Annotated in this window: 12 protein-coding genes; 5 read left to right on the top strand and 7 right to left on the bottom strand. The window is 62.7% G+C overall.

Annotation, left to right across the window (positions count from 1 at the left end; translation table 11 throughout):
- Window positions 1-4: 4 nt before the first annotated feature.
- Window positions 5-1,429, bottom strand: a complete 1,425-nt coding sequence (gene ccoN, locus AD664_RS21610) for a cytochrome-c oxidase, cbb3-type subunit I (RefSeq protein WP_042731118.1) — start codon at window positions 1,427-1,429, stop codon at window positions 5-7.
- A gap of 96 nt (window positions 1,430-1,525) precedes the next feature.
- On the opposite strand from ccoN, the gene AD664_RS21615 reads away from it, so the two are divergent.
- Window positions 1,526-2,218, top strand: a complete 693-nt coding sequence (locus tag AD664_RS21615; RefSeq protein WP_047737784.1) for an alpha/beta family hydrolase — start codon at window positions 1,526-1,528, stop codon at window positions 2,216-2,218.
- A gap of 185 nt (window positions 2,219-2,403) precedes the next feature.
- Here the strand turns inward: AD664_RS21615 and AD664_RS21620 are convergent, their stop codons facing one another.
- From AD664_RS21620 to acnA, 3 genes are all read right to left on the bottom strand, one after another.
- A complete protein-coding gene (locus AD664_RS21620) occupies window positions 2,404-3,969 on the bottom strand; it encodes a PAS domain-containing methyl-accepting chemotaxis protein (protein ID WP_042731120.1) in 1,566 nt (521 codons plus the stop codon).
- Window positions 3,970-4,046: 77 nt separating this feature from the next.
- Window positions 4,047-4,835 (bottom strand): CPBP family intramembrane glutamic endopeptidase, encoded by a 789-nt coding sequence (locus AD664_RS21625; RefSeq protein WP_053149552.1) that lies wholly within the window; start codon window positions 4,833-4,835, stop codon window positions 4,047-4,049.
- Window positions 4,836-5,154: 319 nt separating this feature from the next.
- Window positions 5,155-7,896, bottom strand: coding sequence for an aconitate hydratase AcnA (gene acnA, locus AD664_RS21630; protein WP_047737780.1), 2,742 nt, complete (start codon window positions 7,894-7,896; stop codon window positions 5,155-5,157).
- A gap of 173 nt (window positions 7,897-8,069) precedes the next feature.
- Between acnA and rlmM the strand changes: the two genes are divergently transcribed.
- The gene (rlmM, locus tag AD664_RS21635; RefSeq protein WP_053149556.1) at window positions 8,070-9,143 is read left to right on the top strand and encodes a 23S rRNA (cytidine(2498)-2'-O)-methyltransferase RlmM; all 1,074 of its coding nucleotides are present in this window, start codon (window positions 8,070-8,072) and stop codon (window positions 9,141-9,143) included.
- A gap of 78 nt (window positions 9,144-9,221) precedes the next feature.
- On the top strand, window positions 9,222-9,473 hold the full coding sequence (gene tusA, locus AD664_RS21640) for a sulfurtransferase TusA (RefSeq protein WP_042732523.1): 252 nt from the start codon (window positions 9,222-9,224) through the stop codon (window positions 9,471-9,473).
- Here the strand turns inward: tusA and AD664_RS21645 are convergent.
- The gene (locus tag AD664_RS21645; RefSeq protein ID WP_053149559.1) at window positions 9,470-10,873 is read right to left on the bottom strand and encodes an MATE family efflux transporter; all 1,404 of its coding nucleotides are present in this window, start codon (window positions 10,871-10,873) and stop codon (window positions 9,470-9,472) included. The two genes, tusA and AD664_RS21645, sit on opposite strands and share 4 nt — an antisense overlap.
- A gap of 285 nt (window positions 10,874-11,158) precedes the next feature.
- On the opposite strand from AD664_RS21645, the gene pdxB reads away from it, so the two are divergent.
- Window positions 11,159-12,301, top strand: a complete 1,143-nt coding sequence (pdxB, locus tag AD664_RS21650) for a 4-phosphoerythronate dehydrogenase PdxB (RefSeq protein ID WP_053149562.1) — start codon at window positions 11,159-11,161, stop codon at window positions 12,299-12,301.
- 53 nt (window positions 12,302-12,354) lie between these two features.
- On the opposite strand, the gene AD664_RS21655 is transcribed toward pdxB, so the two are convergent.
- Complete coding sequence (locus tag AD664_RS21655; protein WP_003199629.1) at window positions 12,355-12,534, bottom strand: PA1571 family protein; 180 nt, start codon at window positions 12,532-12,534, stop codon at window positions 12,355-12,357.
- A 252-nt stretch (window positions 12,535-12,786) separates the two neighbouring features.
- Between AD664_RS21655 and AD664_RS21660 the strand changes: the two genes are divergently transcribed.
- Window positions 12,787-14,559: an ABC transporter transmembrane domain-containing protein gene (locus AD664_RS21660; RefSeq protein WP_053149565.1), complete on the top strand. Its 1,773-nt coding sequence runs from the start codon at window positions 12,787-12,789 to the stop codon at window positions 14,557-14,559.
- Between the two features lie 902 nt (window positions 14,560-15,461).
- Here AD664_RS21660 and AD664_RS21665 read toward each other — a convergent pair.
- Window positions 15,462-16,379, bottom strand: coding sequence for an IS110 family transposase (locus AD664_RS21665; protein ID WP_053143539.1), 918 nt, complete (start codon window positions 16,377-16,379; stop codon window positions 15,462-15,464).
- Window positions 16,380-16,525: the final 146 nt, after the last annotated feature.

Here is a 16,525-nt window from a genome sequence, read left to right on the forward strand (position 1 = left end):
CTCCTCAGGCCATCTGCGCGGCAGCGGCGGCTTCGGCAGGCTGGTAGGCCCGCACGGTGCGCCAGGTGTTGTAGGCCATCAGCAGCATGCCGGTGAGGAAGACTGCCCCGCCCACCAGCCGTACGATGAAGCCCGGGTGGCTGGCCACCAGCGTCTCGACGAAGGAGTAGGTGAGCGTGCCGTCCTCGTTCACCGCGCGCCACATCAGGCCCTGGGCGATGCCGTTGACCCACATCGAGGCGATGTAGAGCACGGTACCGATGGTCGCGAGCCAGAAGTGCGCGTTGATCAGGCCGATGCTGTGCATCTGTGGCCGGCCGAAGACTTTCGGGATCATGTGGTACAGCGCGCCGATGGAAATCATCGCCACCCAGCCGAGTGCGCCGGCGTGTACGTGGCCGATGGTCCAGTCGGTGTAGTGGGAGAGGGCGTTGACGGTCTTGATGGCCATCATCGGGCCTTCGAAGGTCGACATGCCGTAGAACGCCAGGGACACCACCAGGAACCGCAGGATCGGGTCGCTGCGCAACTTATGCCAGGCGCCCGAGAGGGTCATCATGCCGTTGATCATGCCACCCCAGCTCGGTGCCAGCAGGATCAGCGACATCACCATGCCCAGCGACTGCGCCCAGTCCGGCAGCGCGGTGTAGTGCAGGTGGTGAGGACCCGCCCAGATGTACAGGGTGATCAGCGCCCAGAAGTGAACGATGGACAGGCGATAGGAATACACCGGACGTTCGGCCTGTTTCGGCACGAAGTAGTACATCATCCCCAGGAACCCGGCCGTGAGGAAGAAGCCTACGGCGTTGTGCCCGTACCACCATTGCACCATCGCGTCCGTGGCCCCGGCGTACACCGAGTAGGACTTGGTGAAGCTCACCGGCAGTTCCAGGTTGTTGACGATGTGCAGGATCGCCACGGTCAGGATGAACCCGCCGAAGAACCAGTTGCCGACGTAGATGTGCTTGGTGTTGCGCTTGGCCACGGTGCCGAAGAAGACGATGGCGTAGGCGACCCAGACAATGGTGATCAGGATGTCGATCGGCCATTCCAGCTCGGCGTATTCCTTGGAACTGGTGTAGCCCAGCGGCAGGCTGATGGCCGCCAGCAGAATCACCAGTTGCCAGCCCCAGAAGCAGAAAGCGGCGATTTTCGGCGCAAACAGCTGGGTCTGGCAGGTGCGCTGCACCGAATAGAACGAACTGGCGAACAGCGCGCAGCCACCGAAGGCGAAGATCACCGCGTTGGTGTGCAGCGGACGCAGGCGACCGAAGCTGGTCCAGGGCAAATCGAAGTTGAGCTGTGGCCAGACCAATTGGGCGGCGAGAAAAACCCCGAGCCCCATGCCGACGATGCCCCACACCACCGTCATAATGGCGAATTGGCGGACCACCTTGTAGTTGTAGGCGGTACTGATAGAAGTGTTCATGGTTCCCCATCCACGGTTCAGCCGAAGTGAGCGCCTGCGCAAGGCAGGGCGGCGTGCTTCGCCTGGAGTTATAGGCAGACTAAAAGCGAGGCAAGCATGGACAAACAGCACAAGGCCAGTATTGACGGGGATCAATGGGCGCGGTGCGTGGCCCAACACGGTTGGCTGTGGACGCCGGCACAACCGGTGGACGACGGCGATCCGCCGACCCTGATCCTGGCCCATGGTGCGGGTGCGCCGATGGACAGCGGTTTCATGGACGACATGGCCGCACGTCTTGCTGCGCAGGGCGTCAACGTGTTGCGCTTCGAGTTTCCCTACATGGCCCAACGACGCCTGGACGGCGGCAAGCGCCCCCCCAACCCGGCACCGAAATTGTTGGAATGCTGGCGCGAGGTGTACGCCACAGTGCGGCCTTATGTCGCGGGTCGACTGGCGATTGGCGGCAAATCCATGGGCGGGCGGATGGCGAGCCTGTTGGCTGACGAACTGGGGTGCGACGCGCTGGTGTGCCTCGGGTATCCGTTCTATGCGCCGGGCAAACCGGAGAAGCCGCGGGTCGAGCATCTGGCCGAATTGAAGGCCCCAACGCTGATCATCCAGGGCGAGCGCGACGCATTGGGCAATCGCGAGGCGGTGGCGGGGTATGCGTTGTCAGCCAGTATCGAGGTGGTGTGGCTGGAGGCGGGGGATCATGACCTCAAGCCGTTGAAGGCTTCGGGGTTCAGTCATGGGCAGCATTTGGAGACGGCGGCGCAGGCGGTGGCTGGGTTTCTTCTTCGCCGTTGAGCGTGTCTGGCGGGGCCTCTTCGCGGGCAAGCCCGCTCCCACAGAGGAATGCGGCGTTCATGCGAGCGCATTGCAAATGTGGGAGCGGGCGTGTTCGCGAAGGTTTGTAACGCAACACCACTTTTGAGCGGGCAAAAAAAACCGGGAAGCACTGTCTTCCCGGTTTTTTATCCCGCTAAGCCCTGTCAGCGGTTGAACCGTTCCACCAGCGAGTACTGGGTATTGGCCGTGCGGGTCAGTTCTTCGCTCAGCAGCGCCGAGCTGTGAGCCTGCCCTGAAGTCTGGTCGGCCAGTTCCGAGATGTTGCTGATGTTGCGGCTGATCTCCTCGGCCACCGAGCTTTGCTCCTCGGTCGCTGCGGCGATCTGGGTGGTCATGTCGGTGATGTTGGCCACCGCTTCGCTGATGCCCACCAATGCCTGGTCCGCTTCCATGACCCGCGCCACACCCTCTTCGGCCTGGCGATGGCCGGCGTCCATGGTTTGCACGGCGTTGGTGGCGGTCTGCTGGAGCTTGGCGATCAGGGCGTGGATCTGCCCGGTGGATTCGCTGGTGCGCTGCGCCAGTTGCCGCACTTCGTCGGCCACCACGGCAAAGCCGCGGCCCATCTCACCGGCACGGGCCGCTTCGATGGCGGCGTTCAGGGCCAGCAGGTTGGTCTGGTCGGCGATGCCTTTGATCACGTCCACCACGCCGCCGATCTCGTCGCTGTCCTTGGCCAGTTGGGTCACGGTCTGGCCCGTTTCACCCACGACAACCGACAGTCGCTCGATGGCCTCGCGGGTTTCCCCGGCAATGTCGCGGCCGCGACCGGTCAGGCGATTGGCCTCTTGGGTCGCATCGGCGGTGCGCTGTACATGGCTGGCGACTTCCTGGGTGGTCGCCGCCATCTGGTTCACCGCCGTGGCCACCTGCTCGGTTTCCACTCGCTGGCGCTCCAGGCCACTGGAGCTGTCGTGGGCCAGGGAGTTGGACTGGCGAGCCTGATCGTTGAGGTGCTCGGCGGTGTCCTGCAACCGGGTCAGGCAGGTTTTCAGGCGCGCTTCCTGGCTGAGGATCGACATCTCCAGGCGTGCCTGGGCGCCACGGCTGTCGGTGTACATCTGGGCGATCAGCGGGTCGGAAGTGGTCTGTTCGGCCAGGCGCAGCAGGCGCTTGATCCCGCGTTGCTGCCATTGCAGCCCCATCAGGCCCAACGGCACCGACAGCACCGCCGCGAGGGCGAAGCCCCAGTGGGAGTTGAGGAACGCGCCGACGACGAAGCTCAACTGGCTGACCAGGATGAACGGCAGCCAGTCCTGCAGCATGGGCAGCCACTTGTCGCTGCGTGGAACCGCGGGCTTGCCCTGATTGATGCGGCGATACAGCGCCTCGGCCCGGGTGATCTGCTCGGCGGTCGGCTTGACCCGTACCGACTCGTAGCCGATCACCTGGTTGCCTTCGAATATAGGCGTGACGTAGGCGTTGACCCAGTAATGGTCGCCGCTCTTGCAGCGATTCTTGACGATGCCCATCCATGGCAAGCCTTGTTTCAGCGTGCCCCACATATGGGCGAACACGGCGGAAGGAACGTCGGGATGGCGTACCAGGTTGTGCGGTGAACGAATCAGTTCCTCCTTGGAAAACCCGCTGATTTCGACGAATGCGTCGTTGCAGTAGGTGATCACACCTTTGGCGTCGGTGGTGGAAATCAATCGTTGCTGGGCCGGGAAGGTCCTTTCGCGTTGTGTAATGGGTTGGTTATTACGCATGGTGTGTAGATCCGCAAGGCTTTGAAAGGTTGTCGGCGTCTTCAGGTTTAAGTTGAAGTTATTTTTGCCTGTCGCTATCACGCCAGCATCGGGTAGGTAAATAGGGCGAAATGAAGCAGGTTGAGGGCAAAATGCGTGGCGATTGCCGCGCCCAGGCCACCAAAACGGTACGCCAGGCCATAACCGATCCCCGCCAGGCCCGACAGCAACACCCATTGCCAGCCAGCGCCGGCATGTACCAGGCCGAATACCAGCGAGGCCAGGAGCAAGGCCAGGTTGTCGCCATAGGCCAGATGCTTGAAACGCCGGCTCAGGCCTCCCTGAATGTAGCCACGAAACAGCGCTTCCTCCACCAATGTCACCAGTAAAAGATTATTGGCCAGCCAGATCCACGCCTGGTCCGGCCATTTCGGCGCCCAGTGGATCATGCCCAGCAGCAGTGCCCCGCCCAATGCAAGGACTGCGCTCACGCCCAGGCCCAGGGCCGTGGCGAAGACCGACAGGCGCAGCGAGCGCCGGCCGACGACCCACGGGCAGGCCAGTAGCAGCCAGAAGCCGATCAGGGGTTTGTCCTGGTTCAAGTACAGCGCGAATCGCGCGGCGTCGTCAGTCAGGCGCTGTGGAGGGATCACCCGACCATTGAAAAAACCAGGCATCCAATGCATCGCCAACGCGAGGGCCATCACCAGGAACAGGACGTGCCCGAGAAACCGGCCGACCGGCATCGCTTGCTGGCGAACGGCATAACCGGCGAACAGCAGCAATACCAGCGTAATGGCGGCCGTCCACGCCAAATGCCCGTAGACCAGGGCCAAGGCATAGCCAAGAGAAAGAAGGGCCAGGTAAGGCCAGGGGAGAGCAGGCATATAACATCCTTTTAGGCGGTGGCGCTTTGGGCGAACGTGGTCGCCGCGTCTACGACGCTGCCATGTCACGCAAAGAGCACAAAGGGTGTCCACGCCGACTCATGGACGCGCGCGGGCACCTCGCGGCTGACACCGTTCCTTGAGCGTCAGTGGGGAGGGGATTATAAGCAGGTCGATACAAAAACGGCGATTGAACCGTTCATCCGGGGGGGAAAGCCTTGTGGGAGCGAGCTTGCTCGCGAAAGCGATCGGTCAGTCATCGAGGTATTGACTGGCCCGACGCCTTCGCGAGCAAGCTCGCTCCCACAAGGGATGGCATTTAGCTGGCGATCAACTGCCGCAGCACGTAGTGCAGGATCCCGCCGGCCTTGAAGTACTCCACTTCATTGAGTGTATCGATCCGGCACAACACCTCGATCCGCTCCTGGCGCCCGTCCTCGCGGGTGATCACCAGGGGCAGGTTCATCCGCGGGGTCAGCTCGACACCATCCAGGCCGAGGATGTCCAGGGTTTCCTTGCCTGTGAGGTTCAGGCGCTTGCGGTTCTGGTCGAGCTTGAACTGCAGCGGCAGCACGCCCATGCCCACCAGGTTGGAGCGGTGGATGCGCTCGAAGCTTTCGGCGATCACCGCCTTGACCCCCAGCAGGTTGGTGCCCTTGGCCGCCCAGTCACGGCTCGAACCGGTGCCGTATTCCTGGCCGGCGATCACCACCAGCGGCGTGCCCGTGGCCTGGTACAGCATGGCGGCGTCGTAGATCGGCATTTTTTCGCCGCTGGGTATATAGATCGTGTTGCCGCCTTCTTCGCCGTCGAGCATTTCATTGCGTATGCGGATATTGGCGAAGGTGCCGCGCATCATCACCTGGTGGTTGCCGCGCCTTGAACCGTAGGAGTTGAAGTCCCTGGGTTCCACGCCCTGTTCGCGCAGGTAGCGACCGGCGGGGCTGTCGGTCTTGATGTTGCCGGCCGGGGAGATGTGGTCGGTGGTGACTGAATCTCCGAGCAGCGCCAGGACCCGGGCGCCTTCGACGTTCCTGATGGCCGGTGGTGGCCCGCCAATGCCGTCGAAGAACGGTGGGTGCTGAATGTAGGTCGAGTCGTCCTGCCAGACGTAGGTCGCCGCTTGCGGCACTTCGATGGCCTGCCACTGCTCGTCACCGGCAAACACGGCGGCGTATTCCTTGTGGAACATGCTGGTGTTGACCTTGGCCACGGCCTCGGCCACTTCCTGGCTGCTGGGCCAGATGTCCCGCAGGTACACCGGCTTGCCGTGCTGGTCGTTCCCCAGCGGCTCGCTGCTGATGTCGATGCGCACGGTGCCCGCCAGGGCGTAGGCGACCACCAGGGGCGGCGAGGCCAGCCAGTTGGTCTTCACCAGTGGGTGCACCCGGCCTTCGAAGTTGCGGTTGCCCGACAAGACTGACGCCACGGTCAGGTCGGCTTTCTGGATGGCTTTCTCGATCGGGTCCGGTAGCGGCCCGGAGTTACCGATGCAGGTGGTGCAACCGTAGCCCACCAGGGCAAAGCCGAGCTGGTCCAGGTACTCGGTCAGGCCGGCGGCCTTGTAGTAGTCGGTGACGACCTTGGAGCCGGGCGCCAGGGAGCTCTTGACCCAGGGTTTGCGCGTCAGGCCCTTTTCAACGGCTTTCTTGGCCAGCAGCCCGGCGGCCATCATCACGCTGGGGTTGGACGTGTTGGTGCAGGACGTGATGGCGGCGATCACCACCGCGCCGTTTTTCAGCCGATGGGTATGGCCTTCGAACTCATACTCGGCTTCACCGACCTGATCGGCGTTGCCCACCGCGACACCACCGCCACCTTCGCTTTCCAGGCGACCCTCTTCCTTGCTGGTGGGCTTGACCTGCAGGCCCAGGAAGTCGCTGAAGGCCTGGCCGACGTTAGGCAGCGAGACCCGGTCCTGGGGGCGTTTCGGCCCGGCGAGGCTGGCCTCGACGCTGCCCATGTCCAGGGCCAGGGTGTCGGTGAACACCGGCTCCAGGCCGGGCAGGCGCCACAGGCCCTGGGCCTTGCAGTAGGCTTCCACCAGTTTGACGGTTTCCGTCGGCCGGCCGGACAGGCGCAAATAGTCCAGGGTGACGTCGTCCACCGGGAAGAAACCGCACGTGGCACCGTATTCCGGGGCCATGTTGGCGATGGTGGCGCGGTCGGCCAGGGGCAGGTCGGCGAGGCCGTCGCCATAGAATTCGACGAATTTGCCCACCACTCCTTTTTTGCGCAGCATCTGCGTGACCGTCAGCACCAGGTCGGTGGCGGTGATGCCTTCGCGCAGTTTGCCGGTGAGCTTGAAGCCGATCACTTCGGGGATCAGCATCGACACCGGTTGACCCAGCATGGCCGCCTCGGCCTCGATTCCGCCGACGCCCCAGCCCAGCACGCCGAGACCGTTGATCATGGTGGTGTGGGAGTCGGTGCCCACCAGGGTGTCTGGAAAGGCATAGGTGCGGCCGTCTTCTTCACGGGTCCACACCGTGCGGCCCAGGTACTCGAGGTTGACCTGGTGGCAAATGCCGGTGCCCGGCGGCACCACGCTGAAATTATCGAAGGCGCTCTGGCCCCAACGCAGGAAGGCGTAGCGTTCGCCGTTGCGCTGCATCTCGATGTCGACGTTCTGTTCGAATGCGTCGCGGCTGGCGAAGCGATCGACCATTACCGAGTGGTCGATCACCAGGTCCACCGGTGACAGCGGGTTGATCCGCTGCGGGTCGCCGCCGGCCTGTTCGACGGCGGCGCGCATGGCCGCCAGGTCAACCACCGCCGGGACGCCGGTGAAGTCTTGCATCAACACGCGGGCCGGGCGGTATTGGATCTCGCGGTCGGAACGACGGTCCTTGAGCCACCCGGCCAGGGCCTTGAGGTCGGCGCCGGTGACGGTTTTTTCATCTTCCCAGCGCAGCAGGTTTTCCAGCAGCACTTTCAGGGACATGGGCAGCTTGTCCAGGTCGCCGAGGCTGCGGGCAGCGTCCGGGAGACTGAAGTAGTGGTAAGTCCTGGCGTCGACTTGCAATGTTTTAAGGGTTTTCAGGCTATCGAGGGACGGCATTGAAATCACTCCTTTGAGTCCGCACGGCTACGGACTGACGGGGACGGACAGAGCCTTTAACCTAGCCCTGTTTCGAGCGTATGACTAATCACTGGACTCTATGGACAGGTTCGGGGTTCCGAAGTCCGCTATCATGCGGCGGTTTTCGTGACAGGCTTTGCTACGGAGTTTCAATGAACACGCTTTTCATGCACTGCCGGCCCGGCTTCGAGGGCGAGGTCTGCTCCGAGATCGCCGAGCACGCGGCCCGGCTCAACGTGGCCGGCTACGCCAAGGCCAAGCCGGCCAGTGCCTGTGCCGAATTTGTCTGCACCGAAGAGGACGGCGCCGAGCGCCTGATGCGCGGCCTGCGTTTCGCCGAGCTGATTTTTCCGCGTCAGTGGGCCCGCGGCACCTTTATCGAGCTGCCGGAAGCCGATCGCATCAGCGTGATCCTGGCGCACATGGCGCAGTTCCCCGTCTGTGGCAGCCTGTGGCTGGAGGTGGTGGACACCAACGATGGCAAGGAACTGTCGAACTTCTGCAAGAAATTCGAAGGCCCGCTGCGCAAGGCGCTGACCGCCGCCGGCAAGCTGGTGGACGACCCGCACAAGCCTCGCCTGTTGCTGACCTTCAAGAGTGGCCGCGAAGTGTTCCTGGGGCAGGCGCCGGCCGATAATTCGGCGATGTGGCCGATGGGCATCCCGCGCCTGAAGTTTCCCCGAGAGGCGCCGAGTCGCTCCACCCTCAAGCTCGAAGAGGCCTGGCACCATTTCATTCCTCGCCAGGAGTGGGACGAGCGCCTGCACAGCGACATGACCGGGGTGGACCTGGGCGCGGCGCCGGGCGGTTGGACCTGGCAGTTGGTCAACCGCGGCATGCTGGTCACGGCCATCGACAATGGTCCGATGGCCGAGAGCCTGATGGAGACTGGCCTGGTGCAGCACCTGATGGCGGATGGCTTCACCTTCAAGCCCAAGCAGCCGGTGGACTGGATGGTCTGCGACATCGTCGAGAAACCGGCGCGCAACGCGGCGATGCTGGAGGAGTGGATCGGCGGCGGGCACTGTCGCGAGGCGGTGGTCAACCTCAAGTTGCCGATGAAACAGCGCTACGCCGAAGTCAAGCGCCTGCTCGAACGCATCGCCGAGGGCTTCAAGGCCCGCGGCATCAAGGTCGAGATCGGCTGCAAGCAGCTGTACCACGACCGCGAGGAAGTGACCTGCCATTTGCGGCGACTGGACACCGGCAAGCCCAAGTCCCGTTAGGACGGGTTCTGTGGCGAGGCGAATTTGTTAAGAGCCCCGGCATTGCGCGACAATGCCGGTCAGTATCTGGAGTAGAACATGAGTGAAATGAACGACACACCGGTCGACGGCACGCTGGATGCCACCGGCCTCAATTGCCCCGAGCCGGTGATGATGCTGCACCAACACATCCGCGACCTGGTGCCCGGCGGGCTGCTGAAAGTGATCGCCACCGATCCCTCGACGCGTCGCGACATCCCCAAGTTCTGTGTGTTTCTCGACCACGAACTGGTGGGCCAGGACGAAGTGGATGGCACCTACCGCTACTGGATCCGCAAGAAACTCGCCTAGCCTCGCGTACGGCTGATGCGAATCTGCTGGCGTGCGCTGCGTGCCAGGCGGATCGACAGCATCAGCGCCGCGCAGCTCAAGCCTACGATCAAACCCTGCCACAACCCGCTCGGGCCGCTGGCCGCGCCGAGCCAGTCGGTGAGGCCGAGGGCATAGCCCACCGGCAGGCCGATGCCCCAATAGGCAAACAACGTCAGGATCATCGTCACCCGCGTGTCCTGATAGCCACGCAGTGCGCCCGCCGCCGTCACCTGGATCGCGTCGGAAAACTGGAACAGGGCCGCGTAGACGATCAGCATCGACGCGACCTCGATCACCACCGGGTCGGCGGTATAGATCGCGGCGATGGGGCCGCGCAGGGCGAACATCAGGCTCGCCGACAGGCATGCATACGCCAGCGCGGTGCCCATGCCCACGCCCGCGGCGAAGCGCGCTTCACGGGGCTGGGCGCGTCCCAGTGCCTGACCGACCCGAACCGTCACGGCCATGCCCAAGGAGTAGGGGATCATGAACACCAGGGAGCTGAAGTTCAGGGCAATCTGGTGCCCGGCGACCACGGTGGCGCCAAGGCTGCCGATCAACAATGCAATCACCGCGAAAATACTCGACTCGGCGAATACCGCGATACCAATCGGCAAGCCGATGCCGAGCAGGCGCTGGATGACGGCCCAATGCGGCCAGTCGAAACGACTGAACAGATGGCTCGATTGATAGGCCGGCGCCCACCGGGCCCAACCGGCCATGCCCAGGGCCATGACCCACATCACGATGGCCGTGGCCCAGCCGCACCCGACGCCGCCCATGGCCGGCACGCCCAAATGCCCATAAATGAAGATGTAGTTGAGCGGAATGTTCAGTGCCAGCCCGCACAACCCCAGCACCATGGCCGGTCGGGTGCGTCCCAGGCCGTCGCTGAAGCAGCGCAGTACGTGATACAGCGCCACCGCCGGAAGGCCGGTGCCGATGCCGCGCAGGTACTCCATGCACGGGCCGATCAGTTCGGGATCGACCTTCATGATGTGCAGGATCGGCTCGGCGCTGAACAACGCCAGCGTGGCGATCAGCCCCACCACCAGCGCCAGCCACAGTGCCTGACGCACCAGCGGGCCGATGTCGCCAAACGCACCGGCGCCGAAGCGCTGGGCGACTTTCGGGGTGGTGGCCAGCAATGTACCGGTCATCAACAGGAACACCGGCACCCAGATCGAATTGCCCAGCGCCACCGCCGCCAGGTCCCGCGGGCCGACTCGGCCGGCCATCACCGCATCGACGAAGCCCATGGCGGTGGTCGCCAGTTGCGCCACCATGATCGGCAATGCCAGGGCCAGCAATGTCTTGAGCTCCAGGCGGACCCGGGCCGGGCGAGAGAGGAGGGCGGGTGTGTCGATCACAGGTTTCACAGGCGAAGCGTCCGAAAGAATAAGCGCAAGGCGGCGAATTCTACGCGTTGACGCAGTGGTCAGGAAAAAACCTGTGTTAGGGATTTGTAAACACGGACAGAAATGTCTGAGTACCTTGTGGCGAGGGAGCTTGCTCCCGCTGGACTGCGAAGCAGGCCCGAAATACCAGCGACTGTTGTGCAGCCGAGCGGGAGCAAGCGCCCTCGCCACAAAAGCTTTGATTGAAGACATGCACGGATTTACCGGAACGCCTACACTGCCCACCCCCGCCACAGGAGCTTCGCCATGCTGATCGTCGCCGACGAAAACATCCCCCTGCTCGATGCATTTTTCCAAGGTTTCGGTGAAATCCGCCGAGTGGCCGGACGGGGGATCGATCGGGCGATGGTCGAGCAGGCCGATGTGCTGCTGGTGCGCTCGGTCAGCCAGGTCAATCGGGCGCTGCTGGAAGGCAGCCAGGTACGCTTCGTGGGCACGTGCACCATCGGCACCGATCACCTGGACCTGGAGTATTTCGCCGAAGCCGGGATCCGTTGGGCCAGTGCCCCAGGCTGCAATGCCCGGGGCGTGGTGGACTACGTGCTGGGCAGCCTCATGGCCCTGGCTGAAATCGAGGGCGCGAACCTTGAACAACGGACGTTCGGCGTGGTCGGCGCGGGCCAGGTGGGCGGGCGCTTGATCAAGGTACTCAAGGGGCTGGGCTGGACCGTGAAGGTCTGCGATCCACCGCGCCAGGCCGCCGAGGGCGGTGACTATGTCAGCCTGGAGCAGATCATCGAGCAGTGCGATGTCATCAGCCTGCATACACCGCTGACCCGTGACGGCGAGCAACCGACCTGGCACCTGTTCGACGAAGCGCGTTTGAACCGGCTCAAGCCTGGGACCTGGCTGATCAATGCCGCCCGGGGGCCGGTGATCGACAATGCGGCGTTGCGCGAGGTGCTGCTGGAGCGCGAAGACCTGCAAGCGGTGCTGGACGTCTGGGAGCAGGAGCCGACCGTGGATGTGGACCTGGCCGACCTGTGCGTCATCGCCACCCCGCACATTGCCGGCTACAGCCTCGATGGCCGTCAGCGCGGCACGGCGCAGATCTACCAGGCTTTGTGCGATTTCCTGCAACAGTCGGCCGTCGTCAGTCTGCATGACCTGCTGCCCCGGCCCTGGCTGGGCGGCGTCAGCCTGGATGCCGCTACCGACCCGGCCTGGGCCCTGGCCGCGCTGTGCCGCGGTGTGTACGACCCGCGCCGCGACGATGCGGATTTTCGCCGCAGCCTGGTGGGCACGGTCAGTGAGCAGCGCAGCGCCTTCGATGCGTTGCGCAAGCACTATCCGCCGCGCCGGGAGATCGACAGCTTGAACGTGGCTATCGAAGGGCAGTCGCCGGCCTTGCAGCAGATCGTGACCGCGCTGGGCGCCACCCTGTTGTAATCAGGCACAAAAAACCCGACACCAAGGTCGGGTTCAGGCGAAGACGGGCTGTATCACTTTTGTTCGGCAGGTTTGACCAGTCGTTTTTCCAGTTCGCTGCAAGCCTTCTGGATCATGTCCTCGGTGATCGGTACTTCGCGCCCTTGGGCATCGATGAACGAACAGCCCAGGGACTGGTCCGGTTGCGTGCGGATTACTTGGATCTTGTCGTCGCTGCTGTGTTGCAAGGACATGGCCTGTCTCCTCATCAGGTTGTGTGCCTACTGTAATGTCGCCAGGTGACCGAGCCATGACACTCCTTGTGGGTTCATGGCGACACCTGTACTCAACCAGAAACACAGTCGCGTTTCCAGCCAGACTTTAGACCGATAACATCTAGCCGCTAGTCGTTGCGGTCATATTCAACCGGACTCATTCTGATTCAACTTGGTTCCCTTGTTTTTCGATGCCGTTGGCGGCCTTTTTCCCTTTATCGGACGTTTCTGATGCTTTCTTCCCAACATCGCCGTGCCATACGCCTGGCCAGCGGCTTCATCGCGCCGTATCGCAAGCAAGTGGCTGGCGCATTGTTGGCACTCGTTGTCACTGCCGGCATCACCTTGTCCATGGGGCAAGGCATCCGATTGCTGGTGGACCAGGGCTTCATGACCCGATCACCGCACCTGCTCAATCAGTCCATCGCCCTGTTCATGGTGTTGGTGATCGCGCTGGCGATGGGCACCTTTGCCCGTTTCTATCTGGTGTCGTGGATCGGCGAGCGGGTGGTGGCCGACATCCGCCGGCAGGTCTTCAACCATTTGGTATACCTGCACCCGGGCTTCTACGAAAACAACCGCAGTTCGGAAATTCAGTCGCGCCTGACCGCCGACACCACGTTGCTGCAGTCGGTGATCGGCTCGTCGCTGTCCTTGTTCCTGCGCAACGCCTTGATGGTGGTGGGCGGCATCGTGCTGCTGTTCGTCACCAACCCCAAGCTGACCAGTATCGTGGTGATCGCGCTGCCGTTGGTGCTGGCGCCGATCCTGCTGTTCGGTCGCCGGGTGCGCAGCCTCTCGCGCCAGAGCCAGGACCGCATCGCCGACGTTGGCAGCTATGTTTCCGAAACCCTTGGCCAGATCAAGACCGTGCAGGCCTACAACCACCAGGTCCAGGATGAGCAGCGGTTCAGCGTAACGGTGGAGCAGGCTTTCGATACCGCACGCAAACGTATCGTCCAGCGGTCCTGGCTGATCACCCTGGTGATCGTACTGGTCCTGGGGGCAGTGGGCGTGATGTTGTGGGTGGGCGGTATGGACGTGATCGCCGGGCGTATCTCTGGCGGCGAACTGGCGGCCTTCGTGTTCTATAGCCTGATCGTCGGCAGTGCCTTCGGAACCCTGAGCGAAGTGATCGGCGAGTTGCAACGGGCGGCGGGCGCGGCGGAGCGTATCGCCGAGTTGCTGCGTTCGGAGAACATCATCCAGCCGCCGAGCACCGGCCTGGTGACGTTGCCGGAACGGGTCCGGGGCGATCTGCGCCTGGAAGGCGTGCGTTTTTCCTATCCGTCCCGGCCGGACAGCTACGCGGTCGATGGCCTTGACCTGACCGTCCAGGCTGGCGAGACCCTGGCCCTGGTCGGGCCTTCCGGGGCGGGCAAGTCGACGGTGTATGACCTGTTGCTGCGCTTCTACGACCCGGCGCAGGGGCAGATTCTCATCGACAATGTGCCGCTGACCCAACTCGACCCCTTGGACCTGCGTCGCCATTTCGCCCTGGTTTCGCAAAACCCGGCGCTGTTTTTTGGCACGGTCGAAGAAAATATCCGTTACGGCAACCCACAGGCGACGTCCGAGCAGGTGCGCGAAGCCGCGCAGATCGCCCACGCCCACGACTTCATCGAGAAAATGCCCGACGGCTATCAAACCCACCTGGGCGATGGCGGCCTGGGGTTATCCGGCGGACAGCGCCAGCGCCTGGCGATCGCTCGGGCGCTGCTGGTGGATGCGCCGATACTGCTCCTGGACGAAGCCACCAGCGCCCTCGATGCGCAAAGTGAACACCTGATCCAGCAAGCCCTGCCGAGCCTGATGAAAAACCGCACCACCCTGGTCATCGCCCACCGCCTGGCCACGGTCAAGAACGCCGACCGGATCGCAGTGATGGACCAGGGCAAGGTCGTTGCCGTGGGATCCCACCAGGAACTGGTCGCCAGCAACGCGCTGTATGCGCGATTGGCGGCGTTGCAGTTCAATGTGGGGGTAGAGGCGGCGACCGACTAAGCACAGCGGGCTCTTGAGTGTTCGCAGATTCAGTGTTCACCAAAGGTCTGCGGGAGCGAGCTTGCTCGCGAAAGCGGTGTGCCAGTCGATGGAGATGTTGGACAGGCCGGGCCTCTTCGCGGGCAAGCCCGCTCCCACAGGTTGATCCGTGGCGGGCACAAGATGTGTGTTCAGCGTACATCCTTTGTGGGAGCGAGCTTGCTCGCGAAAGCGGTGTGTCAGTCGATGGAGATGTTGGACAGGCCGGGCCTCTTCGCGGGCAAGCCCGCTCCCACAGGTTGATCCGTGGCGGGCACAAGATGTGTGTTCACCGTACATCCCTTGTGGGAGCGAGCTTGCTCGCGAAAGCGGTGTGTCAGTCGATGGAGATGTTGGACAGGCCGGGCCTCTTCGCGGGCAAGCCCGCTCCCACAGGTTGATCCGTGGTGGGCACAAGGTTTGTGTTCACCGTACATCCTTTGTGGGAGCGAGCTTGCCCGCGAAAGCGGTGTGTCAGTCGATGGAGATGTTGGACAGGCCGGGCCTCTTCGCGGGCAAGCCCGCTCCCACAGGTTGATCCGTGGCGGGCACAAGATGTGTGTTCACCGTACATCCCTTGTGGGAGCGAGCTTGCTCGCGAAAGCGGTGTGTCAGTCGATGGAGATGTTGGACAGGCCGGGCCTCTTCGCGGGCAAGCCCGCTCCCACAGGTTGATCCGTGGCGGGCACGAGGTGTGTGTTCACCGTACATCCTTTGCGGGAGCGAGCTTGCTCGCGAAGGCGGTGTGTCAGTCGATGGAGATGTTGGACAGGCCGGGCCTCTTCGCGGGCAAGCCCGCTCCCACAGGTTGATCCGTGGCGGGCACAAGATGTGTGTTCAGCGTACATCCTTTGTGGGAGCAACTGTCTTACCTCTGTCACCCGTCACCGCCATTCAGTGCCGTCTCGAAGCATGGCATTCAGTCTGATTAGCAATATTCGCATGCAGGCGATGAGCGCGACTTTCGCGCTCTTGCCTCGCCCTCGAAGTGCTTCGTACCGGGCCTTGAAGTCGGCGTGATAGCGGATGACAACCCAGCACGACATATAAAGCGCACGTCTGACCCGCGCTCTTCCTCCGTAAATCTGACGTTTGCCGCTGTGATTGCCACTGTCGTCGTTGTAGGGGGCGATTCCCGCCAGGGCCGCGATCTCTCTGCGATCAAGCTCACCGAGCTCAGGCAGGTAAACCAACAAACTAGCAGTCGCCACAGTGCCGATCCCTTTAACTGATGTGAGTCGGTCGGCTTTCTCCGCATCCAGCTTACGCATGCTTTGATTAATGGCTTTGCCAAACTGCTTGATTTGGATTTGCAGGTAGCGAATATGATCTTTGATCACCTCGATAACCGCCGGAAGCTGAGCCTGCTGTAGTCGGCGCTTGTTGTCATCTCGTTGCTGGACGAAGTGTTCGCGCAGCTGAATCAGCTCCCGCAGTGCTTCACGCTCAGGTGAAATGGGCTTTTCGTGAGACGCATGCAGAGCTTCGGCAAAATCGGCAAGAACAGCCGCATCGATGGGGTCGGTCTTGGCATTCTTGCCCATAGCTACGGCGAAGGCTCTAGCCCGGCGAGGGTTGATCCTGAGCACATTGAAACCTGCCTCCTGCAGTGCTGCCATAACCTTTCGTTCATAGCCGCCCGTGGCTTCCAGTAACACCCGGCCAATCGTGTATTGGCTTAGCTGTTCGACCAGCTGTGCAAAACCCTCAGACGTATTGGGGACCTCATAGCCTTGGTTCTGTGGTCGAACCCAAACGACGAGATTTGATTTGGATATATCGATACCGACCCAGGAAATCATGGCAAAACCCTCTTACACTCAGAAATGAGAGTGCTCTGGCTTTGCCCACGCTTGTGATTCGAGTGCCGCTCGTACAACTGTTCGGGCTTATGGGCCAGAGTAGAAAGGTAGATAGCAGCTTTGCTCCCACACATGCTTAAAGCACC

The sequence above is a fragment of the Pseudomonas sp. P97.38 genome (assembly GCF_001269745.1).
Classification (GTDB): Bacteria; Pseudomonadota; Gammaproteobacteria; order Pseudomonadales; family Pseudomonadaceae; genus Aquipseudomonas; species Aquipseudomonas chlororaphis_E.